We start from the raw sequence: 23,323 nt of genomic DNA, 5'->3' as shown, positions 1-23,323 counted from the left end.
CCTATTCCGTAGCCGGCTGGGTGGCCGGCTCCGCTTTCCGCTTGAGGAACTTCGGCTGCCAGTCGGCTCCGAGTACGACCTTGGCGATCGCGGGCAGGACGAGAAGCGTCAGGATGGTCGCCGCGATGAGGCCGCCGATGACGGTAGTCGCGAGCGGCTTCTGCACTTCGGCGCCGGTTCCGGTCGCGATCGCCATCGGCACGAAGCCGATCGCGGGCACGAAACCGGTCATGATCACCGCACGCATCTTCTCGGTCATACCCTCGCGGATTGCCTCCGTGAGCGGGACATCATTCTCGAGCCGCTCGCGGATCGCCGTCATGACGACGAGACCGTTGAGCACCGCGACGCCGGCAAGGCAGATGAAGCCCACCGCCGCAGACACCGAAAAGTTGATCCCGGTAAGCGCGAGGGTGAACACCCCGCCCGCGAGGCCCAGCGGCACCGCGAGGAACACAACAATCGCGCGTCCGAAGGTGCCGAGCGCCATGTAGAGCAGGATGAAAATGCCCGCGAAGCAGAGCGGAACCACGATGGAAAGCCGCTTCGATGCAGCCTGCAGGCTTTCGAACTGCCCGCCCCATTCGAGATAATAGCCCGCCGGGAGCTTCACATTGGCAATCTTCGCCTGCGCTTCCGTCACGAAGGACCCCGCATCGCGGCCTTCGAGGTTCACCTGCACGACGACGCGCCGCTTGCCATTCTCGCGGCTGATCTGGTTGAGTCCTTCGGTCAGCCGGATCTGCGCCACTTGCGCGAGCGGTATCTGCCCGCGATTGCCGCCTTCCGAAGGAAGGAGGACAGGAAGCGCGCGAATATCGTCGAGATTCACGCGCGTTGCGTCTGGAACGCGCACGGTGATGTCGAAGCGCCGGTCGCCCTCATAGAGCAGGCCCGATTCGCGCCCGCCGAGCGCTGCCGACACGGTGTCGGCGACTTCCTGGACCGACAGGCCGTACCTCGCAATCGCGTTGCGATCGAGCGTTACGTCGAGCATCGGAGCCCCGCCGACCTGGTCGGCCTTGACGCTGCCCGCTCCCGGAATGCCCTGGAGCACCTTCACCATCTCGTTCGCGGCGAGCGACATCTTGTCGAGGTCGTCGCCATAGAGCTTGATCGCGACGTCGCCGCGGACACCCGCAATCAGTTCGTTGAAGCGAAGCTCGATCGGCTGACTGACCTCGTAGAGCTGACCGAGCTGGCCGCCAGCGGCCTTCTCGATGCGCTCGACGACGTCGGCCTTGGAATCGACCCCGACGGGCCATTGGTCTTGCGGTTTCAGAATGATGAAACCGTCCGAGATGTTCGGCGGCATCGGATCAGTCGCGACCTCGGCTGTACCGGTCTTCGAGAACATCAGCTCGACCTCGGGCAATTTAGAGATGGCTGTCTCGACGTTGCGCTGCATCGCAAGCGACTGTTCGAGGCTGACCGACGGCACGCGCGTCGAGGCGAGCGCCATATTCTTCTCATCGAGCTGCGGAATGAATTCCGAGCCAAGCAGGCCGAACGCCGGGATGGCGAGGAGGAAGAAAGCAAAGCCGCCGGCGATGAAAGGCCAGGGCTTGGCAATCGCCTTGTCGAGCAGCGGCAGATAGCGCTCCTTCAAGTTGCGGATTGCCCAGACTTCCTTCTCGGCAACCTTGCCGCGGATCATCAGCGCGACAAGCGCCGGAACCAGCGTGATAGCGAGAATGAAGGCGGCAACGAGCGCGAGCATGATGGTGATGGCCATCGGCGAGAAGGTCTTGCCCTCGACGCCCGTGAACATCAGCAGCGGCGCGAAGGCGAGCAGGATTATCGCCTGCCCAAAGACGGTCGGTTTGATCATCTCCTGGCTGGCGCGCATCGTCTCCTCGAGACGTTCGCGAAGATTGAGCAAACGCCCTTCATGCTCTTGCCGGTGCGCCAATCTGGCGAGGCAGTTTTCGATGATGATAACCGCGCCGTCGACGATCAGACCGAAGTCGAGCGCGCCGAGACTCATCAGGTTACCGGGCACGCGGAACGCGTTCATGCCCATCGCCATCATCAGGAAGGAGAAGGGAATGACCAGCACCGCGATGATCGCCGCGCGCCAGTTGCCGAGCAGGAAGAAGAGCGCGGCCGCCACGAGCACCGCGCCTTCGGTGAGGTTCTTTTCGACCGTGCCGACCGTTGCATTGACCAGCTTAGCGCGGTCGAGCACCACCTTCACTTCGACGCCGGGCGGCAGGGTTTTAGACACCTGCGCAATCTTAGCCGAGACGTCTTCGGCGACAGTCCGGCTGTTCTGGCCGATCAGCATCAGCACGGTGCCGATCACCGCCTCTTTGCCGTTCATGCTGCCCGCACCGGTTCTGAGGTCGCCGCCGATTTTCACATTGGCGAGCTGTCCGACCGTGACGGGCACGCCGCCGCGCGTCGCGACGACGGCGTTGCGGATTTCATCGACCGAACGGACGCGCGCATCGACGCGCACGAGATAGGCCTCGCCCGCCCGGTTATAATAGTTGGCCCCGACCGCGAGATTGGCGCGTTCGAGTGCTTCGCCGAGCTCGCTGTAGGAAATGCCGTAGCTGGTGAGCCGCGTCGGATCGGGCTCGACCACGAAGGTCTTGGCATAGCCGCCGATCGAATCGACGCCGGCGACGCCGCCGACCGACTTGAGCTGCGGGCTCACGATCCAGTCCTGAACCGTGCGAAGATAGCCCGATTTGGCAATCTCGTCGGTGAGGATATCGCCCTCGGGGGTCAGATAGCTGCCGTCGGGTTGCCAGCCGGGTTGGCCGGCGACTTTCTTGGCGCCCTTCCCGTCAGGATATTTGTAGCCGACGGTATACATGACGACCTCGCCCAGCCCCGTTGTCACGGGGCCAATCTGCGGCTGAGCCCCGTCGGGAAGGTTCTCGCCCGCCTGGAGAAGCCGTTCGCCCACCTGCTGGCGCGCGAAATAGAGGTCGGTTTCATCGGTAAAGATCGCCGTCACCTGGCTGAATCCGTTGCGCGAGATCGAACGCGTCGTCTCGAGCCCCGGAATGCCGGCGAGTGAGATTTCGATCGGGTAGGTTACGAGCTTCTCGATTTCGACCGGCGAAAGACGCGGATCGATCGTATTGATCTGCACCTGCTTGTTGGTGATGTCGGGAACCGCGTCGATCGGCAGCTTGGTGAGCTGCCATACGCCGAGTCCCGCGATCACGAGGAAGAGAAAGAGTACCGCCCAGCGCGCGCGGACGGATAGCGCCATCAGTTTCGCGATCATGGTCTATTCCTCCTCGCCCGCGCCCTTGCCGAGTTCGGCCTTGAGCAGGAAGGCGTTCTCGGTCGCGACCATCTGTCCGGGCTTCAGCCCGGAGAGGATTTCGACGCGGCCCGCGCTGCGCTGGCCGACGGTGACCTGCTGCGCACGGAAGCCTTCTTTCGTGCGAATGAACACCACGTCGCGGCCTTCGAGCGTCTGGAGGGCTTCGTCAGTGATCACGATTCGGGCGGGGCCACCGGTTTCGGCGCCGCGGCTCGGAAGCAGACGTACCCGGACCGCAAGGCCCGGCTGCAACGCGCCGGGCACGTCGAGCACGGCGGTTGCCGAGCGCGTGTCGCCGGACAGGCCAGGAGTCACAGCCCGCACGCGGGCATCGATCGTCCGGCCGTCGGGAAGTTCGATGATCGCACGATCTCCGGGCGAGAGCCGCTGTGCATCGGCCGGACCAACCGCGGCCTCGATCTGCACCTTGCTGGGATCGGCAACGCGGAACAGTTCGGTTTCAGGCTGGACAAAGGCGCCAAGGCTGGCGTTCTCGGCCGTAATCCGCCCCGAGATCGGACTTGCCACTATGACACTGCTGCCATCGCGCGTGACCTGCGCCGCGCTCGCAGCGGCGCGGGCGCGCTGCGCTTCCGCCGCGGCAGCCGCCGCCTCGGCCTGCGCTCGCTCATAATCGACGCGAGCGGACACTTTCTGATCGAGCAGCGTCTTCTCGCGGTGGAGGTTCTTCTGCGCCAGCGTCGAGCGCGCATCGGCTGCGACCCGCTCGGCCGCTATCTGTGCAGCGTCACGGCTCTGGACGATGGCGATCGTCTCTCCGGCGCGGACCGGATCACCGAGCCGCTTGAAAAGCCGGGTGACGGCACCGCCGGCCCGCGCGGTCACGATAGCCTCGCCGCTCGGTGCCGCAGTGACGGTCGCCTGCGAGATGATTTCGGAGCCGAGGCCGCCCGATGCGATCGTTTCGACGCCGATGTCGGCAGACTTGATCGCTTCGGGGCTGATGACGAGGTTGTTGGGAAGAGCTTCGCTCGCCGCTTCCGCACCGCCTTCAGCCGCCGGAGCCGGCGCCGGATCGGCGGTGCAACGTGCGACACCGAAACCGGTGACGGCCGCGAGAGCCATTGCGCCCGCGACGGTGCCGAGGAGGCGCTTGTCCTTGGTGATCATATTCTGTCTCCGCTGTTGATGCGGTTCGCGCGCCGACCGGCGGCGCACCCCTGTTGATTGAGAAGGATGGCGGGGCGGACGGCCCCGCTGATTGCTGGGACCGGCACGCTCATGGCTGGTGATCCGCGTCGCCCTCGGCCGCGGCCTGACGCGAGAGGATCGCACGCGCTTCGGCGCGGGCCTGCCGGGCCGCAATCAGCTCCGCCTGCGTCGCGGCATAGGCTTGCTGCGCGTCGATCAGTTCGACCAGCGTCGATTTGCCGGCGCGGTAGCTGAGCTCGGCGAGCCGGACGCCTTCGCGCGCCTGCTCGATCCCGCTGCCCTCGAGCGCCGCGAGGCGGGCCTCGGCGGCTTCGAGTTCGGCCTGCGCATTGGCAATCTCTGCCTCGGCGTTGACGACCGCATTTTCCCGCCGCGCGATGGCGGCAGCGACGTCGGACTTGGCCGCCGAGATGTTGCCGCGATTGCGATCGAAGATCGGCAGCGGCACCGAGACATTCGCAATGAGGGCACGATCGCCCGTGTCGCGAAGTTGCCGCACTCCGAAGCCAACAGACGGGTCGAGGCGACCGTCGGCGCGCTGCCCTCGGAGGCGAGCTTCGGCGATGAGGCGGTCGGTTTCGGCAAGCCGCACGTCGAGCGTGGCCAGCGAGTCCACCGATGCGGGCATCACCCACAGGTCGCCTTCGACCAGTTCGGCCGGCGCAACCGAGCTGCCGAGGAGCGCTGCCAGCGAACGGCGCGCTGTCCGTTCCTCGGCCTCGGCGGTGCGCAGTTCGGCGGTGGCCTGGACCAGCGCCGCATTGGCACGGAAGGCACGCAGCGGCGGCTCGTTACCCGTATCGACCATCGCCTGTGCGACGCGGACGAGTTCGCGGGCGCGCGCTTCATTCTCGCGCGCGAGCGCCAGACTGTCGCGGGCTGCGAGTGCCGTCGCGAACTGGTTGCGAACCTCGAGCGCGAGATCGGCTCGGACAATCTCGAGCCTATATTGCGCGGCGAGGAACTCGGCATCTGCTAGCGTCATGCGCGCACGGCGCCGGCCGCCGATGTCAAGACGCTGATTGACCGACACCGTCGATTCGAGGCCGTTTAGTCCCGAATAGGGGCCGGTGCCCGCGAAATTCTCGACGTCGACGTTAAGGATGGGGTTGAAGCGATAGCCCGCCTGACGCTGGCGACCGCGAGCAGCCTCCACTTCGGCTTCGGCGGCAACCACGCGCGGCGAGCGCGCGTCGGCCTCCTCCATCGCCTGCGCGAGGGACAATCGAGCGGGAAGCGGGCCGGCACGCACGGCCTGGCCTGCCGAAGAAGGCGGTCCCACCTGCTCCGTCGCTGCCGACTGGGCAGCGGCGGGCGCGGAATTTGCGCCTGCAACGAGCGCCACGAGACTCGCGGCGACAACTATGGATTTCATGAAAAAGAGACTCCTGACGTTTCCAGGGAGAAGCGCACGCGAAGGGCACGCGCAGACCTAGAGCGTCAGGCGATTGGAGGGCGAAAGGTCCCGATATAGGCGACGGGCGGCAAGGCGGCCGTCAGAATGCGCGCATGCGCTTCAGCGGCAGGGGTTTCGGTCGCTGCCGAAAGCGTTTCCGCCGGGACGCCCGAATGGTGGCCATGGCAACCATGAGCGGCGGCAGGCACCTGCTGCTTTTCGCCGGACGAGGAATTTTTCTTGTCGGACTCGGCGCTTTCGGTAGCCGGCGCACTCACGCAGCCGGCTTCGATCGCCGCGACAAAAAGGCTCGCCTCGGCCCGATCCTCGGTCGCATGCGCGAGCGATCCCGCAACCGTTCCGGATGCAAGGAGAAAGGTCAGCAAGAGGAGGATTATCCGTCGCATTGGAACCGGCCCCTAGCATCGAAATAGCGCGGTGAAAAGTAGAAGATTTTCAATCAACTTCGGCGGCACTCTTCTAACCCCCGAACGAGTGCTGTAATGTTATCTCATGATGGCAATCGAGCCATTTATCCGTCCTAGAAATACTTATTAGGACCTCTATAAGAACAGGATATCCGTCGAACAATCGGGCGTTAAGCACAATAGTTCTACGATTGTCTTGCAATCTTATTTCCGGACTTACGCTATTGCTTCTGTCCTCCTTTGTACCGGGCTGTGCCGGGGCGGAGGGATTCGTCTTGGACAGGGCGGTAAATCGGAAATCGCGCATCGAGGCGCCGAGCGGCAACATGAGAGCTTGACCCTGTATCTACTACAGGGTGCAAAAGCCTGCCCTGGACAAAAAGGGGGACCCAGCATGATCACGTCGACTGCCAAGCCGCTGACCCGGACCATCGTCGCGCCGCTCCTGCGCGACCAATATCGCCTTTTCCGCGAATCAAGCCGAACCGGCGATGAAGCCGCCGCGTGGCGGGCGCTGGAATGGGAACATATATTGAGCCAGCCCTATATGGGCGCGCATCTGGCCTCGCACTGGCACATGTTCCGCTATGCGATCGAACTCGGCGATAGCCGCGAAGCCGCCGGTCAGGTAGTGCGGTTCCTGCTCGTGCCGCTAGGCTCGCTGACCGGCCGGCTCCCGGCCGGTAACAACGGCCGCGCGCGAGTGAGCGCCTTCGATCCGATGCCGATGCCGGAGGGCCTGGCGGTACTGATCGAGGCGGCCCGGTCGGCGGCCGAACGCGACGCCTGAAAGGGCTGATCCGGTTTTGGGCTTCCGGAACAAGCCATTCGCTGTTAGGGGCGCGACCATGGCCGCCGCTCCCCTTCGCCTGTTGCTTGTGTTCATCCTGCTGCTCAGCGGGCTTCACAATGCTGCGCCGGCGATGGCGGGCATGACGCACCATGCGACGGATTCGCATCTTTCGCACCATGTCGAGCCGGGCCATGCGTCGGACAAGGACACGCAAAAAGGTCAGCAGGACGCCGACCTCCACGGCAGTCACCATAATTGCCCGGTCGCATCCGATCAGGCCCTTTCGGGTCATGACGATCTGCCCTTTTTTTCCGGCGGCCTGCACTTCGCGCTGCCCGCGATGCGCCTCGCTTCGCGCGCCCTCGCGCCTCCCCTGAACCCTCCCCTCGCCTGAACGACGCCTGCCGCGCGGCCCTTCCCGGCCTGCGCTCAGTCGAACCGTTCAGGAGTGATCATTTATGCATATCCATATGCGCGCCGCCCTGTTGGCCGGGGCTGCGCTGCTGGCGGGGTCCGTGTGGGCCCAGCCGCTAACGCTCGACCAGGCGGTCGAGCGGGCCATCGCTGCATCGCCAGAGCTTAGAGCCGGCGAAGCGGGGGTCGACGCCGCGCGCGCCGGCCAACTGCAAGCTCGCGTCCGACCCAATCCGACCGTGTCGGTCGACATGGAAAATGGAGTCGGGACGGGCGGCTACGGCCTGTTCCGGCAATCGGAACTCACCGTCACCTATTCGCAGCCGCTCGAACGCGGCGGAAAGCGGGAGGCGCGGATGGCGCTTGCCGAACGCGGGGTCGTTCTCGCCGAGGCGCAGTGGCGGCTCGTCCGGCTCGATATCGCCCAGGAAGTGCAGCGCGCCTATATCGACGTCCAGATCGCCGAGCAGATGGTCTGGATCGCAGAGGATCGCGTCAAACTCGAAAAGGAGATGCGCACCGAAGCGATCCGGCGCATGCGCGGCTACAAGGATCCGCTCTTCGTCGAGACCCGCGCCGATGCCCGCATTCTCGAAGCCGAGCTGGCACTGAAGGAAGCCCAAGCCAAACGGCAGTCCGCAAGAGCATTGCTCGTATCCTTCTGGGGCGGCGCTCCCGACAGCCTCGTTATCGCCGAGGGTATCGAGAAGCCCGATCCGCGCGATCCGCCGCTGGCCGAAGCCGATGCCGCGGTGTTCGACGCCGCCGTCAATCGCGCCCGGGCACAGGTTGTCGTCGAGCAAAGCCGCGCGCACCAGGACTATACGGTGTCGGGCGGCACTCGCTTCCTTCGCGAGACCAATGATGTCGCCGTTCTCGGCGGAATCTCGATCCCGCTCGGACGCTTCGACCGCAACCAGGGCAATATCGCCCGGGCGCAGGCCGAACGGCGGCAGCTCGAATTCCAGTCCGAGGCGAGCCGCCTCGAACGACTGCGGCGCCTCGCGTCGCTGCGCGCCGATGCCGACGCCGCACGGGTGCGGGCCGAGGGCATCATGAACGACGTCTATCCCAAGGCGGTGAAGACGCTCGGTCAGGTGCGCGAAGGCTATGCCCGCGGCGGCTTCCTGTTCGCCGATGTGCAGGATGCCGCCGACGTCATCATCCAGATCCAGGGTCAGTGGGCCGAGGCCATGACGCGCTACCGCGATTTGCTCGCGGAAATCGATCGCCTGACCGGCCGCTTCGATGCGGCTCCCCTTGCGGAGAATATTCCATGAAGAAGTTTCCATTTCCCGCCGCTGCAGCGGCGCTGTTCCTTGCCGTCCCGCTCGCTGCCTGCGGCGGCGGAGCCGAAGGCGAAGACAAACATGCAGAAGGTGAGAGCCACGCCGAGGGCGAAGGCGAAGAAGACGCCGAGGGCCCGAATGGCGGCAAATTGCTCAAAAATGGCGATTTCGCTGTCGAAATCACGATTTTCGAGAATGGCACCGAGCCGCAGTTCCGAGTTTTTGCGACCCGGGACGGGAAGCCGGTCGATCCCAAGGAAGTCCAGCTCGCGATCACGCTCACGCGGCTTGGCGGCGACGTCGATCGCTTCACCTTCCGCCCGCAGGGCAAGTTCCTGGCAGGGCAAGGCGTCGTTACCGAACCGCACAGCTTCGATGTCGAAGTCGTCGCGGTGACTGGCGGCAAACGCCACGTCTGGAAATATGCCAACCCTGAGGGCCGCACGCGGATCGCGGCCGACGCCGCCAAGGCCGGCGGCATCGAGACCGCCGTCGTCGGACCGGCGACGGTCGGCGAGAGGCGCGAACTCTATGGCACTGTCCAATTGTCGCCAACGGCCCGTTCCGAAATTCGCGGTCAATTCCCCGGCCGCGTCGTCTCGGTCACAAAGGCGGTGGGCGACACGGTTCGCCGCGGCGAACTTCTCGCACGCATTGAATCGAGCGAAAGCCTCCAGGTCTATCCGGTGCATGCGACGGTCGGCGGGGTCGTTGCCGAGCGCAACGCCAACCCCGGCGATGTCACCGACGGGCGGGCGCTCTACGTCATCACCGATCCCGCGCAGACGACGGTCGTCTTCAACATCTTCCCCCGTGACCTCGCGATTATCCGTCCGGGCATGCGGGTGACGGTCGAGACGCAGGACGGCGCCGAGATCGCGACCGCGCCACTCGAGCAGTTCCTGCCCGACGGCAATGTCGAGGCGGGCACTGCGCTCATCCGCGCGACCATCCCCAACCGCTCGGGAACGCTGCGCCCCGGCATGGCCTTGCGCGGCCGCGTGATGGTCAACCCCGTCACCGTGCCGCTGGCCGTGCGTACCGAGGCGATCCAGCCCTTCCGCGACTTCAAGGTGGTCTATGCCAATTTCGGGCAGGACTATGAGGTCCGCATGCTGAAACTCGGCCGTTCGTCGCCCGAATGGACCGAGGTCCTGTCGGGCATCAAGCCCGGCACCGCCTATGTCACCAAGGGCAGTTTCCTCGTTCGCGCCGACATCGAAAAGTCCGGCGCGGGCCACGACCATTGATCGGGGAGCAGGATAATATGCTAGCCAGAACCATAGGCTTTTCGATCCGGCAACGATGGCTCGTCCTCGCGGTCGTCGCGCTCCTGTGCGCGATCGGCGCGTGGAGCGCGACCAAATTGCCCATCGACGCCGTTCCCGACATCACCAACGTCCAGGTCCAGATCAATACCAAGGCTGAAGGCTATTCGCCGCTCGAAGCCGAGCAGCGGATCACCTACCCGATTGAGACCGCGATCGCGGGCATCCCCAACCTCAACTATACCAGGTCGATCTCGCGCTACGGCCTGAGTCAGGTCACGGTCGTTTTCGAGGACGGGACCGACATCTATTTCGCGCGCCAGCAGGTCAACGAGCGGCTCCAGGCCGCAAAGGGGCAGCTGCCGCCCGGTATGGCGCCCGAAATGGGGCCGATTTCCACCGGCCTCGGCGAGATCTTCATGTTCTCGATCGAAGCCGAACCGGGCGCACGAAAGCCGGATGGCACGCCCTACACGGCGGAAGACCTCCGAACGATGTCCGACTGGGTCATCCGGCCGCAGATGCGCACGATCCCGGGGGTCGCCGAGATCAACACGATCGGCGGCTATGCCCGCCAATATCATGTGACCCCCTATCCGGCCTCGCTCGCTTCGCTCAATCTCTCGCTCAACGATGTCGTCACCGCGCTGGAGGCCAATAATGCAAATCGCGGCGCCGGCTATGTCGAGCGCAGCGGCGAACAGATATTGATCCGGGTGCCGGGGCAGGCGAACAATGAGCGCGACCTGTCGCAGATCATCGTCGCCACCCGCGGCGGCGTTCCGATCCGGATCGCCGACGTCGCCGATGTCGCGATCGGTTCGGGCCTTCGCACGGGCGCGGCGACTGAGAATGGCAAGGAGGTCGTCCTCGCAACGGTCTCGATGCTGATCGGACAAAATCCGCGCGTGGTGGCGCAGGCCTCGGCCGAACGCCTCGTCGAAGCGTCGCGTGCTTTGCCGAAGGGTGTTGTCGCGAAGCCGCTCTATGATCGCACCGCGCTCGTCGAACGGACGATTTCGACGGTGCAGAAGAATCTCGCCGAGGGCGCGCTGCTCGTCATCGTGATCCTCTTCCTGCTGCTCGGCAATTTCCGGGCGGCGCTGATCACGGCGGCGGTTATTCCCGTTGCCATGCTGATGACGCTGACGGGCATGCTCCAGACGCGGACATCGGCGAACCTCATGAGCCTCGGCGCGCTCGACTTCGGCCTCATCGTCGACGGGGCCGTCATCATCGTCGAAAATTGTCTTCGCAGGCTTGGCGAGGCACAGCACAGGCTCGGACGGCTGCTCGATCGCGACGAACGCTTCGGCCTCGTTGCCTCGGCGAGCGCCGAAGTGATCAAGCCGAGCATCTTCGGCATCATCATCATCACCGCGGTCTATCTGCCGATCTTCGCGCTCGAAGGCGTCGAAGGAAAGACCTTCCACCCGATGGCGATCACGGTCGTCCTCGCGCTGACCGCTGCTCTTCTCCTGTCGCTCACCCTGGTTCCGGCCGCGGTGGCGCTCTTCGTTACCGGCAAGGTCGAGGAGAAGGAGAATTGGCTGATGCGCGGTCTCGGCAAGGGCTATCGTCCGATGCTCGACCGCGTCCTGAATTGGCCGAAGGCGGCGCTTTCGGGTGCGCTGCTGCTCGTCGCGCTCAGCGGCGTGGCGGCGACGAGTCTCGGGTCCGAGTTCATCCCGGACCTCGACGAAGGCGATATCGCGATGCACGCGATGCGCATTCCGGGAACGAGCCTGACCCAGTCGATCGCGATGCAGGAGGCGCTGGAGAAGAGGATCAGGCAGTTCCCCGAAGTCGAGCGGGTGTTCGCGAAGATCGGCACGCCCGAGGTCGCGACCGATCCGATGCCACCGTCGGTCGCCGACAATTTCATCATGCTCAAGGATCGGAAGGAGTGGCCCGAGCCCAGAAAGCCGCGCGACCAGCTCGTCGCCGAGCTCAACAAGGCGGTAAACGAAGTGCCGGGGAACAATTACGAGTTCACCCAGCCGGTGAAGATGCGGATGAATGAACTGATCGCCGGCGTTCGCGCCGACGTCGCGATCAAGCTGTTCGGCGACGATCTCGATCAACTGCTCGAATCGGGGCGGGCGATCGAGGAGGTGGCCGGCGGGATCGCGGGCGCGCAGGACGTGAAGCTCGAACAGGTCACCGGCCTGCCGATGCTTTCGGTCACGCCCGATCGCGACAAGCTTGCGCGCTATGGCGTGAGCATGGAGACGGTCCAGGATGCGGTTTCGACCGCGACTGGCGGGCGGCAGGCGGGCGAGCTCTTCGAGGGCGACCGGCGTTTTGACGTCGTCGTCCGGCTTCCCGAGGCCATTCGCACCGACCTCGCGTCGCTCGGCAATCTCCCCGTTGCGCTTCCGGCCGGCGGCTTCGTGCCGCTTTCGGAGCTTGCGGAGATATCGCTCGCGGCGGGGCCGAACCAGATCAGCCGCGAGAATGGCAAACGCCGCGCGGTGATCACGGCGAATGTCCGTGGTCGCGATCTCGGCTCGTTCATCGACGAACTGACCCAGAAGGTCGAAGCCGATGTCGTGCTGCCCGACGGTTATTATATAGAATATGGCGGGACGTTCGAGCAGCTCCAGTCGGCGACCGAGCGCCTCCAGATCGTGGTGCCGCTCGTTCTGCTGCTGATCTTCGGCCTCTTGTTCATGCTGTTCGGGTCGGTTCGCGATGCGGCCATCGTCTTCTCGGGCGTGCCGCTGGCGCTGACGGGAGGGGTCGCGGCGCTGGCGCTTCGCGACATTCCGCTCTCCATCTCGGCGGGCGTCGGGTTCATCGCACTCTCCGGGGTCGCGGTGCTCAACGGCGTGGTGATGCTATCCTTCATCAAGGATCTTCGCGAACGCGGAAAGGCGCTCGTCGATGCAATCCGCGAGGGCGCGCTGACCCGCCTCAGGCCGGTGATGATGACCGCGCTGGTTGCGTCGCTCGGCTTCGTACCGATGGCGCTCAATGTCGGGGCAGGATCCGAGGTGCAACGGCCGCTGGCGACCGTGGTCATCGGCGGGATCATCTCATCGACGATCCTGACGCTGCTCGTCCTGCCCGCGCTGTACCTCATGGTCCACAGTCGCAGCGCGAAGATCGAAGAAGAGGAAGTCGCCGGGCCGCGGCGTGAGCCCGGCCTTGCGACCTGAAGCCAGGCCCTCACGGTTTGCTGCAGCGCTTGGGCGCAAGCGGCCGGCCGCGAACAGGGGCGGAACCCTGAGGGGTTCCGCCTCCTTTTAGGGATGCTTGGTATGAGGAGCGTGAAATGATAGACAAGACAGGCAGCACCGACCGCGAAAAGCAGACCCTCCAGATCGTTCTTTTCCTGAACGCGGCGATCGCCATCGCCTTTCTCATAACCGGCGCGCTGGGAGATTCGAGCGCCCTCATCGCGAATGGCCTCGACAATTTATCGGACGCGGCGGTCTATGCCCTGAGCCTTGTCGCACTAAGCCATGGCATCAAATGGAAGACCCGCGCGGCTACAGCGTCGGGCGTTATGCTATTGATCTTCGCGGCCGGCGTCCTGTTCGATGTCGGGCGGCGCTACTTTCAGGGTAGCGAACCGATCGGCGCTACGATGATGATCATGTCGGCGGTCGCGGCGGTGGTGAACTATGCCTGCCTGAAGCTGCTTCAGCGCATTCAGAATCCCGACGTCAACCTTCGTGCGGCAACGACCTTCAGCTTCAACGACTTCGTTTCGAACGGCGGCATCCTGATCGCCGGCGTCCTCGTCTGGTGGCTCGGCACGAACTGGCCCGACTTGCTCGTCGGGTTCGCCACTGCGCTGATTGCCATCAAGGGCGGCATCGAAATTCTGCGCGATGCCCGAAAGGAGACTCGCGGCGCCGCAAGCGACGACCCCTGAATTTGAGAAATAACAAGGTGAAGACCGAATGATGAGTGCGAGGAAACCACCGCTAGACCGCGGACGGCAGCGTCGCCTCGATCGCCTCAATCACCCGGCAATCGGCTATGCGGCCGCCCTCACAGAGCTGGACGATCCGGGCGAGTTCTGCGCGAAGGCGCACCATGCGTTCCAGACGCTCGTCGACGTCGAGCAAATGTCGCGCCGCCAGAGCGCGAACCTCGGCGCAGTCCTGCTCGGGTCCTGCCGCGAGGGCTTTCAGTGAACGAATTTCGTCGATCGAAAATCCCAGCCCCCTCGCACTCCGGATAAACGCCAGGCGCCTGACATCCTCGGGACCATAGCTGCGACGTCCGGAGGCGGTGCGCGCCGCCGGTGGTAGAAGCCCGATGTCCTCGTAGAAGCGGATTGTATTGACCTTCGTACCCGTCCGGCTCGCCAGCGCTCCGATGGGAAGTCCTACCTCACGGCCCATATGCACCTCAGAAATGCCTTGCTTCTACAGCTACTGGAGAATGTAGGACAATGCGATGAGCGAAAGCAACGACAGTAACTGTGGCTGTACGGGCGATACCGTGCGTGCCGAGCGTGATCCCGCCTATCGACGGGCGCTCTGGATCGTGGTGATACTCAACCTCGGTTTCGGTGTGTGCGAAATCATCGGCGGCTTCATCGCCAACAGTCAGGCCCTCAAAGCGGATTCGCTCGACTTCATCGGCGACGGTTCGATCACTTTGGTGGGATTACTGGCGCTGGGATGGTCTGCTGCAAGCCGTGCACGGATCGCGCTAACCCAGGGACTGTTCCTCGGTGCGCTCGGGCTGGGAGTGATTGCCTTTGCCGTGGCGCGGGCCTTAAATGCCGAGCCACCCGAAGCCGAACTCATGGGCGTCATCGGCATAGTCGCCTTGGCCGTGAACGTGACCGCGGCGCTGGTTCTCTCGCGATTTCGGGACGGCGATGCCAATGTGCGGGCCATCTGGCTGTTCAGCCGAAACGATGCGATCGCGAATATCGCCGTCATCGTCGCGGCCATATTGGTCGGCTGGACGGGCAGCGCCTGGCCCGATCTTCTGGTGGCGGGCGTCATCGCCCTTCTCTTCCTGCATTCGGCCACGGAGATCGTGCGCAATGCACGCGCCGAGCTGCGCCCTTCGCAGGCATAGCAAAATGAGGGCATATTCCACGCTTCGGCGCGCTGCGGCAATCTTGCTTGCCATGCTGGTGCTGCTTCCGGCCGTGGCACGCGCCGACACGACGTCGGTGCAGACTACCTGGCGCCTGCTCGATTATGTCGCGGTGGACTATGGCGGTGCGGTACATGACGGCCGGGTCATCAGCCAGGCAGAATATGCCGAAATGCTCGAGTTCACCGATTCGGCCGCCGCGAATATTGCAGCGCTGCCACCCAAAGGCGCACGTGCGCAATTGGTGGCTGACGCGAAGCGGCTGAAGGCAGCCGTTGTCGCCAAGGAAAGCCCACGAGAAGTCGCACGGCAGGCCCGTTCGGTCGCAGCGGCGTTGCTCAACGCCTATCCGGTGCCACTTGCGCCGGCGCGCAGCCCAGATCTTGCGAGGGGCGCTACTCTCTATGGGCAGAATTGCGCATCGTGCCACGGCATGTCGGGCGATGGCCGCGGCCCCGATGCAGCCAGGCTCGATCCACCGCCGATCGCCTTTTCCGATGCTGCGCGCGCTCGCGAACGCAGCGTCTTCGGGCTTTACCAAGTGATCGAGCAAGGCCTCGACGGCACGGCAATGCAAAGTTTCGCCGACCTTCCTGCCGCCGATCGCTGGGCCCTCGCCTTCTACAGCGGCCGCTTCGCTTTCCGTGATACGACGCAGGGCGAGCGGATCTGGCAATCCGACGCTGGTGTGCGCCGCCTGGTGCCTGACATGCCTACGCTGACGGCAATGACGCCGGCGGCGCTCGGTGCGAAGATCGGACAACCGGAGGCCGACGCCGTGATGGCCTATCTCAGGGCTAATCCGCAGGCCGTCACGGGGTCGGGGGCTGGGTCGCTGGCGCTGGCGCGGGAACGGCTCGAGCAGAGCTTCGCTGCATATGCTGCGGGGAAGAGGCAGCAAGCCGGAGAACTTGCGTTGTCCGCTTATCTCGACGGGTTCGAACCCCTGGAACCGCTCCTCGCGTCGCGTGATGGCGCCCTGATGGCGCGGATCGAGACGGCGATGGGGGCAGTGCGCGCGGCCATCCAGAAGGGCGCGCCCGTCGCCGAGGTACGCCACGAGATTTCGGCGCTCGACACGCTCTTCACCGATGCCGAGCAGGTGCTCGCCCCCGAACAGGCGAGCAGCACGTCGGCCTTTGTCGGCGCCCTGACGATCTTGCTGCGTGAGGGCCTGGAGGCACTCCTCGTCGTCATCGCGATCGTCGCCTTCCTGCGAAAGGCCGAGCGCCCGGAGGCGCTGCGTTATGTGCATGCCGGCTGGGTTGCGGCCCTTGCCGCAGGGGGCCTGACTTGGGCGCTCGCGACCTATGCCATCGGAGTCAGCGGGGCGAGCCGCGAATTGACCGAGGGCTTCGGATCCTTGCTCGCGGCTGTCATTCTCCTGTCGGTCGGCATCTGGATGCACGGAAAGTCTCAGGCCGACCAATGGCAGCGCTATATTCACGCAAAGCTGAGCGCGGCGCTCTCGAAACGCTCGTCCTGGTTCCTGTTCGGGCTCGCCTTCCTGGCCGTCTATCGCGAGGTGTTCGAGACCATCCTGTTTTATGCGGCGCTGGCATCGCAGGGCAGTGGCGGGGCTGTCTTCGGCGGCTTCGTGACCGGCCTTGTCCTGCTGGCCGTCATCGCCTGGGCGATGCTCCGCTACAGTCAGCGGCTGCCAATCGGCAAATTCTTTTCGTATAGCTCTGCCCTCATGGCGGTGCTCGCCGCCGTACTGGCGGGCAAGGGAACGGCGGCGCTGCAGGAGGCAGGCATGCTCTCGGTAACGCCCGTGAGCGGCTGGCCTCGAGTAACGCTCCTGGGTATCTATCCGACGCTGCAGGTCATCCTCATGCAAGCCGCCGCGCTGGTCATCATAATCCTTGGCTTCTGGTATAATCGCCGGGCCATCGAAGCCGGGCGGCCTGCCAAAGCCGGCAATCAGTCTGCGTAGAATTGCGACACCCGACCGGTTGCCAACCCGCCCACATCCGCGTCATAGGCCGATTGTGGGCCTCGCCGAACCGACCCATCGCATATTCCCGATACAAATTGACAGACATGAACATATCGGATAATCCCGATGCATGCAAATTGATGCCGCCTTGTCCGCCCTCGCCGCTCTGGCGCATCCCACCCGCCTCGATGCCTTTCGCTTGATCGTCCAGAATGAGCCCGAAGGGCTATCGACGGGACAGCTCGTCGAAGCGTCGGGGCTCAATCAGAGTAGTTTTTCGACGCACCTCGCGGTTCTGGTGAAGGCGGGCTTGGTGATACCGGAAAAGCGCGGCCGGCAGATCATCCAACGAGCGGATATCGACGCACTTCGCGGCCTGATGCTCTTCCTCGCAAAAGACTGCTGCCAAGGACGCGCTGAACTGTGTGAGCCGCTGCTCGCCGAACTTGCCTGCTGCTGATCGGCCCATTCAGCGCTTGAGGGAGAAGTCGATGACCGACAAGATTTATAATGTGCTGTTCCTTTGTACCGGCAACAGCGCCCGCTCGATTCTAGCCGAAGCTCTGCTGAACCGCATGGGCCAGGGGCGGTTCCGTGCCTATAGCGCCGGGAGCTTTCCCAAAGGCAAGGTCCATGCACAGGCGCTCGCGCTTCTCGATGAGCTCGGGTTCGAGACCGAGGGTCTGCGCTCGAAAAGCTGGGACGAATTCTCGGGCCCGGACGCGCCCAAACTCGATTTCATCTTCACCGTCTGCGACAATGCCGCCGGCGAGACCTGTCCGGTCTGGCCCGGCAAGCCGATGACCGCGCACTGGGGGATCGAAGATCCCGCCGCGGTCGAAGGCCCGGGCCAGCGCGAAGCTTTCGAACGTGCGCTGCACTATCTCTCGAACCGGATTTCGCTCTTCCTCGCGCTCCCGCACGAAAGCATCGACGAGATGGCAATGGCGCGCAGGTTGAAGGAAATCGGCGGCATCGAGGGCGCGACTGGCGAGCGGGAGACAGGCGCATGACCGCCGACATCATTATCTATCACAATCCCGAGTGCGGGACGTCGCGCAACACGCTCGCGCTCATTCGCAACGCCGGCATCGAACCGCATGTCGTCGAATATCTGAAGACACCGCCGTCGCGAGCCCTGCTCGAGCGGCTGATCGAGCGCGCCGGTATCACGCCGCGCGAGCTCCTCCGCGAAAAAGGCACGCCCTATGCGGAACTCGGCCTAGGCAACCCCGATCTCACCGATGGCGCACTCATTGATGCAATGATGGCGCATCCGGTCCTCATCAATCGCCCGCTCGTCGTCACATCGCTCGGGGTGAAGCTCTGCCGCCCGTCCGAAGCGGTGCTCGACATCATCCCTGCCCGCCAGCTTGGCGCCTTCGCCAAGGAAGACGGTGAACAGGTGGTCGATGCCGGCGGCAACCGCGTCCATGCCTGAGGGGATCATCATGATTGCCGCAAAGCGTGAACGCCTGTCCTTCCTCGATCGCTATCTGACACTCTGGATCTTCCTTGCAATGGCGCTCGGCGTCCTCTTGGGATCGCTTTTCAAGGACCTCCCCGCTGCGATCGACGCGATGTCGATCGGAACGACGAATATCCCGATCGCCATCGGGCTCATTTTGATGATGTATCCGCCGCTTGCACGCGTGCGCTATGACGAGCTGCCGCGCGTGTTCGAAGACAAGCGCGTCCTAGCCATCTCGCTGATCCAGAACTGGATCATCGGGCCGGTGCTGATGTTCGCGCTCGCGGTCGTCTTCCTCGCGGACAAGCCTGAATATATGACTGGCCTGATCCTGATCGGTCTCGCGCGCTGCATCGCAATGGTGATCGTGTGGAACCAGCTCGCAAAGGGCGACAATCAATATGTCGCTGCGCTCGTCGCGTTCAATTCGATCTTTCAGATCCTCTTCTTCAGCGTCTATGCCTGGTTTTTCCTCACGGTCCTGCCGCCGCTCTTCGGCCTCGAAGGCAGCGTCATCGACGTCAGCTTCTGGACGATCGCCGAGGCGGTGCTCATCTATCTCGGCATCCCGTTTATGGCAGGATATCTCACCCGCAAATGGCTCGCCAGCGCCAAGGGCAACGACTGGTACGAGACGCACTTCCTGCCGAGGATCGCGCCGATCACCCTCGTCGCACTGCTCTTCACCATCGTCGCGATGTTCAGCCTCAAGGGCGGCGAGATCGTCACCATCCCCGGCGACGTCATCCGGATCGCGATCCCGCTGACCATCTATTTCGTCGTGCAGTTCCTCATCAGCTTCTGGATGGGCAAGCTGATCGAGGCTGATTATCCACGCACGACCGCGGTCGCCTTCACCGCCGCGGGCAATAATTTCGAGCTCGCGATCGCGGTCGCGATCGCCGCCTTCGGCCTCGCCTCGCCGGTCGCCTTCGCGGCGGTCATCGGCCCGCTTGTCGAAGTGCCGGTCCTCATCCTCCTCGTCAGCGTCGCATTCCGCCTCGGACGTCGCTGGTTCCCGGCGAGCGTTCCTTCACAAGTCTGAGTATCATGACAGAACAGACCCACAGCCGCCTGCGCGCGCTCTCCGACGCAGACCATTTTCCCGCATTGAGCCCCGAATATCTCCACGCACAGCCGGCGTTTGGTCTGGGGCCGCTCGATCCCGCGCCGCGCATCCTTCTTCTGTACGGATCGCTGCGCGAGCGCTCCTACTCGCGCCTCGTTGTCGAGGAAACGGCGCGTCTGCTCCAGCTTTTCGGCTGCGAGACCCGCATCTTCGATCCTTCCGACCTGCCACTGCCCGACCTCATCGCCGATGACGATCATCCCGCGGTCGAGGAACTACGCCAGCATTCGCTCTGGTCAGATGGCCAGGTCTGGTGCAGCCCCGAGCGCCACGGCCAGATCACCGGCATAATGAAAGCGCAGATCGATCACCTGCCGCTCGCCTATAGAGGTCTGCGTCCCACGCAGGGCCGCACTCTCGCCGTGATGCAGGTCTCGGCGGGATCGCAGTCGTTCAACAGCGTCAACACGCTGCGCATCCTCGGCCGCTGGATGCGGATGATCACCATCCCCAACCAGTCGAGCGTTGCCAAAGCTTATGCGGAGTTCGACGAGGCAGGCCGCATGCTGGCGTCGAGCTATTATGACCGGATTGTCGATGTTGCCGAGGAGCTGGTGCGGTTCACCGTGCTGACGCGCGGCCACGCCGACCAGCTTGTCGATCGCTATTCGGAGCGCAAGGATCGCAACGCCCCTATCCTGACACCCGCACAGCTGGCCAAATTGCCGGGGGCGTGATGTCTTGTGGCCGCGAACTGGTGCCGATCAGGATCGACGCCGCAGCTTGCCGAATTCGCGGTCACCGCTCATGAAGCGCTCGATCATCGGGGCAATCAGCCGCTCCGCCGGCAAAGGCTCGGGGAGCCCATTGGCCCTGGCATGGATGCGGGCATAGTCTGCAAGATCGCGCATAATGCCTCCCGACAGTTCAACCGTGACCTTGACCGGCCGATCCTCGGCGATGGGTCCGAGCCGCAGCTTGCTCATCGGGATTCGCCGCTGAAAAGCGGCTCCAGCACCAGGTCACGGGTTACGATGACCCGAAACGCGAAACCGGGACTGATGGTGATAGTGGGCGGTATGGCGAGTTGCCGGTCGACGATCTGCCGGCCGGTCTGACCGATCGAATCCTGCGATCCCGACCGGATCGCACGAACGAGCCGATCGTCGTCGTCCGCTCCGAGCTCGGCGCCGACACCGAGCAGCGTCGATATGAGCGCGGCCTTGAACATATGGCCCCAATGATAGTCGGTGCGATCCGCCAGCCCCGCCATTCCGCCGGCATCCGCTCCGGGGAGCCGGCCAAGTGCGATCGAGCGACCGCCGGGAAAGGTCAACCGATCCCAAGTCAGTAACACGCGATTCTGTCCCGCCACGATCTCGCTGTCATACTCCCCGATCAGGCGCGAGCCTTGGGGGATCAGGAGAATGCGTCCCGTCGGACTGTCATAAATATTCTGCGTCACCTGCGCTGTGATCTGGCCCGGAAGATCGGAACGGATGCCGGTGATCAGCGCCGCCGGAATGATATTCCCGGCCTGCACGACATAGGGCGAAGCGAGCGGGACGATGCGTTCGCCGCTGTCTGTCCGGCGCGGACCATCTCCCCTCAGAAAGGGACGAGCCGGGGCTTCTGCGCCCGATGGATTGATCGCCTGCGCCGCGGGCGGCGCAGGTTGTTCCGCGGTACTGGCCGAGGCGCTGCCTCCCCCGCTTGCCAGGAAAAGATTGCTGGAACGCGCCGCGTCGCTTTCCTGGATCCGGCGCTCACGCGCCTGATCCACCGCCCGCTGTCGTTGATCGGCCGGCGGTGGAACAGCCACCATGGGCGGCGGCGTTATCATCCCGCCCTCCTTCTGCGCTGAGACGATCGGTCGCCCGAGGTCACCGGGAAGCGGCGGCCCGAGTTTCGGAACCGCGCCATAATCCGCGGGCGCGCCCGTAATGACCTCCGAGCGGTTGGGGCGATCGGTCTCATAGAGATTCTTGTCGGCTTGGGGAGCAGGCGACCGCAGCGCCCAGAGCGGAGCACCGGCGATAGCAAAGCCTGCCGCGCCGCCGATAATCGCGAGCGTCCGGCGCGAGAGGCGCATGACAGGCGGCATCTCGCCCTCAAGCCGGAACCCGTCGGGGCTGGACGGCGCGACGGGGCGTTCCGCCGCCAGGGCTTCAGGAGGCGGTTCTGCCTTCCCTTCCCGTTCCGGCCCGCTCATGACCGCCCCCGACGGCGCTTGTCGTCGCGCTCGATTCGCACCTTCTTCGCGCCGCGCCCGTTGCCAAGCCGCAGTTCGGCGCGTTCGAACAGGCGGTCGACGATGAGGAACCGGCCTTGCACGCGGTAATTGACGAGCTCCGCACCCTCCTTGTCACCGAGCACGAAGAGCGGGGGCATATCGCCCTCGGCAATGCCGTCGCCAAACTCGACGAACAATTGGCGACCGTCGTCGAAGATGCGCAGCGGGCGCCAGGGCACCTTGTCGCCGCTGATCCGATAACCAAAATTGAGCGCCGCAAAGTCGATGCCGCCCGCAACGGGTGCAGCGCGCTCCCGCTCGGTTTCGGCCGCTCGCAATGCGATCAGCTCATCGGCCGGGTAGGACCAGCTGACTGCGGCCATATAGGTCGAAGGCGTCGCGCGCAGTTCGAGATGATAGGTGCGGCGGTTGGTGTTGATGACGAGGTTCGTCATGATGTCGGGGCGGGTCGGCTTGACGAGAATATGAACGCGCCGCGACGTACCGGCGCCGCTCAGCGTGTCGCCGATGACCCAGCGGACCGTATCGCCGGCGGCGACCGGTCCGGGTCCGACGAGCTCTTCACCTTCCTGGAGCGCGATGTCGGTGACCTGCCCCGGCGCCGTATAGATCTGGAACAGCGCGCCATCGGCCCAGGCATATTTCTGGATCGCGCCCTGGAAGCTCGCGCGATCGGGCTGAACGCGCGCCGCGTCATTGGCCCGGCCGACCTGTGTCTTGACATCGGAGGGGGCGGCGACCGCAGGAAATGCCAGCGCGGCTGCGGTCACAAAAACGAGAAAACGTGTCACTGGCTGAGCTCCTTCGACCAATTTACGGCGGTGACAAAAATTCCGAGCGGATTGCGCCGCAGGGCATCGGGAGTGCGGGGCGGCTGAACCGTCACGGTGACGATCGCCGACCAGCGCGACGTTTCGAGAAGGCTGCCGTCCTGATAGCGGCGCTCGGTCCAGGCGATACGAAAGCTGTCCTTGGAGGCCCGGATCACGCTCGACACGTCGACCGCGACCTGTCGCTTGCCGATCTCCGCGAAGGGATCGTTGAGCCGGGCATATTCATTGAGTATCTGCGCGCCGCTTGCCGTGGTGAAGTCATAAGCGCTGAGCCAGTCCTTGCGCAGCACGATCGGGTCGGCCGGGATCGACCGGACATGCTCGATGAAGCGCGCGAGATGGAAGGCGATCTGCGGATCGGTTGGCGACCAGTCGGCGTCTGCGGGCGCAATGGCCCTTGCCTCGCCGAGCTTGTCGACCTCGACCACCCAGGGCGTGATCGTGCCGCGCAGCGACTGCCAGACCAGAGCCGAGGCGAGGCCGCCTGACAGAAGCAGGGTGCCGAAAAAGGCGAGCCGCCAGTTCTTCGCCTGCACACGCGCCGCGCCGATGCGATCGTCCCAGACCTGCGCCGCGCGCTGATGCGGCGTTACCGGGACGGGCGAGATCCCATAATGATTGGAGGGCCTGCGGAAAATCA

General features: G+C 64.5%; 22 protein-coding genes. 13 read left to right on the top strand and 9 right to left on the bottom strand.

The window, feature by feature from the left end; translation table 11 throughout:
* Position 1: 1 nt before the first annotated feature.
* From KNJ79_RS00500 to KNJ79_RS00485, 4 genes are all read right to left on the bottom strand, one after another.
* Positions 2 to 3,244: an efflux RND transporter permease subunit gene (locus tag KNJ79_RS00500; protein WP_317152379.1), complete on the bottom strand. Its 3,243-nt coding sequence runs from the start codon at positions 3,242 to 3,244 to the stop codon at positions 2 to 4.
* A 3-nt stretch (positions 3,245 to 3,247) separates the two neighbouring features.
* Positions 3,248 to 4,417 carry an efflux RND transporter periplasmic adaptor subunit gene (locus tag KNJ79_RS00495; RefSeq protein ID WP_067179751.1) on the bottom strand — a complete coding sequence of 390 codons (1,170 nt, stop codon included), beginning with the start codon at positions 4,415 to 4,417 and terminating at the stop codon, positions 3,248 to 3,250.
* A gap of 109 nt (positions 4,418 to 4,526) precedes the next feature.
* Positions 4,527 to 5,834 (bottom strand): TolC family protein, encoded by a 1,308-nt coding sequence (locus tag KNJ79_RS00490; RefSeq protein ID WP_148650764.1) that lies wholly within the window; start codon positions 5,832 to 5,834, stop codon positions 4,527 to 4,529.
* A 65-nt stretch (positions 5,835 to 5,899) separates the two neighbouring features.
* Positions 5,900 to 6,262, bottom strand: coding sequence for a hypothetical protein (locus KNJ79_RS00485; protein WP_077031264.1), 363 nt, complete (start codon positions 6,260 to 6,262; stop codon positions 5,900 to 5,902).
* Between the two features lie 415 nt (positions 6,263 to 6,677).
* Between KNJ79_RS00485 and KNJ79_RS00480 the strand changes: the two genes are divergently transcribed.
* From KNJ79_RS00480 to KNJ79_RS00455, 6 genes are all read left to right on the top strand, one after another.
* Positions 6,678 to 7,073 carry a DUF3703 domain-containing protein gene (locus KNJ79_RS00480; RefSeq protein ID WP_067179743.1) on the top strand — a complete coding sequence of 132 codons (396 nt, stop codon included), beginning with the start codon at positions 6,678 to 6,680 and terminating at the stop codon, positions 7,071 to 7,073.
* 58 nt (positions 7,074 to 7,131) lie between these two features.
* Positions 7,132 to 7,470: a hypothetical protein gene (locus KNJ79_RS00475; RefSeq protein WP_067179740.1), complete on the top strand. Its 339-nt coding sequence runs from the start codon at positions 7,132 to 7,134 to the stop codon at positions 7,468 to 7,470.
* Positions 7,471 to 7,534: 64 nt separating this feature from the next.
* Positions 7,535 to 8,770: a TolC family protein gene (locus KNJ79_RS00470; RefSeq protein ID WP_067179737.1), complete on the top strand. Its 1,236-nt coding sequence runs from the start codon at positions 7,535 to 7,537 to the stop codon at positions 8,768 to 8,770.
* Positions 8,767 to 10,029, top strand: a complete 1,263-nt coding sequence (locus KNJ79_RS00465; protein ID WP_067179735.1) for an efflux RND transporter periplasmic adaptor subunit — start codon at positions 8,767 to 8,769, stop codon at positions 10,027 to 10,029. The genes KNJ79_RS00470 and KNJ79_RS00465 overlap by 4 nt, the downstream gene beginning before the upstream one ends.
* A 17-nt stretch (positions 10,030 to 10,046) precedes the next feature.
* The gene (locus tag KNJ79_RS00460) at positions 10,047 to 13,208 is read left to right on the top strand and encodes an efflux RND transporter permease subunit (protein ID WP_089217534.1); all 3,162 of its coding nucleotides are present in this window, start codon (positions 10,047 to 10,049) and stop codon (positions 13,206 to 13,208) included.
* 116 nt (positions 13,209 to 13,324) lie between these two features.
* The gene (locus KNJ79_RS00455; protein ID WP_058818126.1) at positions 13,325 to 13,930 is read left to right on the top strand and encodes a cation transporter; all 606 of its coding nucleotides are present in this window, start codon (positions 13,325 to 13,327) and stop codon (positions 13,928 to 13,930) included.
* Between the two features lie 52 nt (positions 13,931 to 13,982).
* Here KNJ79_RS00455 and KNJ79_RS00450 read toward each other — a convergent pair whose 3' ends face one another.
* On the bottom strand, positions 13,983 to 14,405 hold the full coding sequence (locus tag KNJ79_RS00450; RefSeq protein ID WP_058818127.1) for a MerR family transcriptional regulator: 423 nt from the start codon (positions 14,403 to 14,405) through the stop codon (positions 13,983 to 13,985).
* A gap of 55 nt (positions 14,406 to 14,460) precedes the next feature.
* On the opposite strand from KNJ79_RS00450, the gene KNJ79_RS00445 reads away from it, so the two are divergent.
* The 7 genes from KNJ79_RS00445 (at position 14,461) to arsH (ending at position 20,333) form a co-directional block, all read left to right on the top strand.
* Positions 14,461 to 15,096 (top strand): cation diffusion facilitator family transporter, encoded by a 636-nt coding sequence (locus KNJ79_RS00445; protein WP_058818128.1) that lies wholly within the window; start codon positions 14,461 to 14,463, stop codon positions 15,094 to 15,096.
* 4 nt (positions 15,097 to 15,100) lie between these two features.
* Positions 15,101 to 17,053: a cytochrome c/FTR1 family iron permease gene (locus tag KNJ79_RS00440; RefSeq protein ID WP_058818129.1), complete on the top strand. Its 1,953-nt coding sequence runs from the start codon at positions 15,101 to 15,103 to the stop codon at positions 17,051 to 17,053.
* Between the two features lie 133 nt (positions 17,054 to 17,186).
* Positions 17,187 to 17,516: an ArsR/SmtB family transcription factor gene (locus KNJ79_RS00435; protein WP_058818130.1), complete on the top strand. Its 330-nt coding sequence runs from the start codon at positions 17,187 to 17,189 to the stop codon at positions 17,514 to 17,516.
* Between the two features lie 31 nt (positions 17,517 to 17,547).
* Positions 17,548 to 18,069, top strand: a complete 522-nt coding sequence (locus tag KNJ79_RS00430; RefSeq protein ID WP_058818131.1) for an arsenate reductase ArsC — start codon at positions 17,548 to 17,550, stop codon at positions 18,067 to 18,069.
* Positions 18,066 to 18,497 (top strand): arsenate reductase (glutaredoxin), encoded by a 432-nt coding sequence (gene arsC / locus KNJ79_RS00425; protein ID WP_058818132.1) that lies wholly within the window; start codon positions 18,066 to 18,068, stop codon positions 18,495 to 18,497. The genes KNJ79_RS00430 and arsC overlap by 4 nt, the downstream gene beginning before the upstream one ends.
* A 10-nt stretch (positions 18,498 to 18,507) precedes the next feature.
* Entirely contained in the window at positions 18,508 to 19,572 is a 1,065-nt protein-coding gene (arsB, locus tag KNJ79_RS00420; protein ID WP_058818204.1) for an ACR3 family arsenite efflux transporter, read from the top strand.
* A gap of 5 nt (positions 19,573 to 19,577) precedes the next feature.
* On the top strand, positions 19,578 to 20,333 hold the full coding sequence (gene arsH, locus KNJ79_RS00415; RefSeq protein ID WP_317152378.1) for an arsenical resistance protein ArsH: 756 nt from the start codon (positions 19,578 to 19,580) through the stop codon (positions 20,331 to 20,333).
* 27 nt (positions 20,334 to 20,360) lie between these two features.
* Here arsH and KNJ79_RS00410 read toward each other — a convergent pair whose 3' ends face one another.
* The 4 genes from KNJ79_RS00410 to trbF form a co-directional block, all read right to left on the bottom strand.
* Positions 20,361 to 20,582 (bottom strand): DUF2274 domain-containing protein, encoded by a 222-nt coding sequence (locus KNJ79_RS00410; RefSeq protein WP_058818134.1) that lies wholly within the window; start codon positions 20,580 to 20,582, stop codon positions 20,361 to 20,363.
* Positions 20,579 to 21,439 (bottom strand): TrbI/VirB10 family protein, encoded by an 861-nt coding sequence (locus tag KNJ79_RS00405; protein ID WP_317152377.1) that lies wholly within the window; start codon positions 21,437 to 21,439, stop codon positions 20,579 to 20,581. Before KNJ79_RS00405 ends, KNJ79_RS00410 begins: the two co-directional genes overlap by 4 nt.
* A gap of 365 nt (positions 21,440 to 21,804) precedes the next feature.
* On the bottom strand, positions 21,805 to 22,641 hold the full coding sequence (trbG, locus tag KNJ79_RS00400; protein WP_294048586.1) for a P-type conjugative transfer protein TrbG: 837 nt from the start codon (positions 22,639 to 22,641) through the stop codon (positions 21,805 to 21,807).
* Positions 22,638 to 23,321, bottom strand: coding sequence for a conjugal transfer protein TrbF (trbF, locus tag KNJ79_RS00395; protein ID WP_137890199.1), 684 nt, complete (start codon positions 23,319 to 23,321; stop codon positions 22,638 to 22,640). The genes trbG and trbF overlap by 4 nt, the downstream gene beginning before the upstream one ends.
* Positions 23,322 to 23,323 lie beyond the last annotated feature (2 nt).

The sequence above is a fragment of the Sphingopyxis indica genome (assembly GCF_032879645.1).
Taxonomy (GTDB): Bacteria; Pseudomonadota; Alphaproteobacteria; order Sphingomonadales; family Sphingomonadaceae; genus Sphingopyxis; species Sphingopyxis indica.
This window is presented reverse-complemented; position numbering and strand designations above follow the sequence as displayed.

What these genes read in the sequence shown, in the direction of transcription:
- KNJ79_RS00500 (WP_317152379.1), bottom strand. Translation starts at nt 3,244, where the DNA reads ATGATCGCGAAACTGATGGCGCTATCCGTCCGCGCGCGCTGGGCGGTA.
- KNJ79_RS00495 (WP_067179751.1), bottom strand. Translation starts at nt 4,417, where the DNA reads ATGATCACCAAGGACAAGCGCCTCCTCGGCACCGTCGCGGGCGCAATG.
- KNJ79_RS00490 (WP_148650764.1), bottom strand. Translation starts at nt 5,834, where the DNA reads ATGAAATCCATAGTTGTCGCCGCGAGTCTCGTGGCGCTCGTTGCAGGC.
- KNJ79_RS00485 (WP_077031264.1), bottom strand. Translation starts at nt 6,262, where the DNA reads ATGCGACGGATAATCCTCCTCTTGCTGACCTTTCTCCTTGCATCCGGA.
- KNJ79_RS00480 (WP_067179743.1), top strand. Translation starts at nt 6,678, where the DNA reads ATGATCACGTCGACTGCCAAGCCGCTGACCCGGACCATCGTCGCGCCG.
- KNJ79_RS00475 (WP_067179740.1), top strand. Translation starts at nt 7,132, where the DNA reads ATGGCCGCCGCTCCCCTTCGCCTGTTGCTTGTGTTCATCCTGCTGCTC.
- KNJ79_RS00470 (WP_067179737.1), top strand. Translation starts at nt 7,535, where the DNA reads ATGCATATCCATATGCGCGCCGCCCTGTTGGCCGGGGCTGCGCTGCTG.
- KNJ79_RS00465 (WP_067179735.1), top strand. Translation starts at nt 8,767, where the DNA reads ATGAAGAAGTTTCCATTTCCCGCCGCTGCAGCGGCGCTGTTCCTTGCC.
- KNJ79_RS00460 (WP_089217534.1), top strand. Translation starts at nt 10,047, where the DNA reads ATGCTAGCCAGAACCATAGGCTTTTCGATCCGGCAACGATGGCTCGTC.
- KNJ79_RS00455 (WP_058818126.1), top strand. Translation starts at nt 13,325, where the DNA reads ATGATAGACAAGACAGGCAGCACCGACCGCGAAAAGCAGACCCTCCAG.
- KNJ79_RS00450 (WP_058818127.1), bottom strand. Translation starts at nt 14,405, where the DNA reads ATGGGCCGTGAGGTAGGACTTCCCATCGGAGCGCTGGCGAGCCGGACG.
- KNJ79_RS00445 (WP_058818128.1), top strand. Translation starts at nt 14,461, where the DNA reads ATGAGCGAAAGCAACGACAGTAACTGTGGCTGTACGGGCGATACCGTG.
- KNJ79_RS00440 (WP_058818129.1), top strand. Translation starts at nt 15,101, where the DNA reads ATGAGGGCATATTCCACGCTTCGGCGCGCTGCGGCAATCTTGCTTGCC.
- KNJ79_RS00435 (WP_058818130.1), top strand. Translation starts at nt 17,187, where the DNA reads ATGCAAATTGATGCCGCCTTGTCCGCCCTCGCCGCTCTGGCGCATCCC.
- KNJ79_RS00430 (WP_058818131.1), top strand. Translation starts at nt 17,548, where the DNA reads ATGACCGACAAGATTTATAATGTGCTGTTCCTTTGTACCGGCAACAGC.
- arsC (WP_058818132.1), top strand. Translation starts at nt 18,066, where the DNA reads ATGACCGCCGACATCATTATCTATCACAATCCCGAGTGCGGGACGTCG.
- arsB (WP_058818204.1), top strand. Translation starts at nt 18,508, where the DNA reads ATGATTGCCGCAAAGCGTGAACGCCTGTCCTTCCTCGATCGCTATCTG.
- arsH (WP_317152378.1), top strand. Translation starts at nt 19,578, where the DNA reads ATGACAGAACAGACCCACAGCCGCCTGCGCGCGCTCTCCGACGCAGAC.
- KNJ79_RS00410 (WP_058818134.1), bottom strand. Translation starts at nt 20,582, where the DNA reads ATGAGCAAGCTGCGGCTCGGACCCATCGCCGAGGATCGGCCGGTCAAG.
- KNJ79_RS00405 (WP_317152377.1), bottom strand. Translation starts at nt 21,439, where the DNA reads ATGATAACGCCGCCGCCCATGGTGGCTGTTCCACCGCCGGCCGATCAA.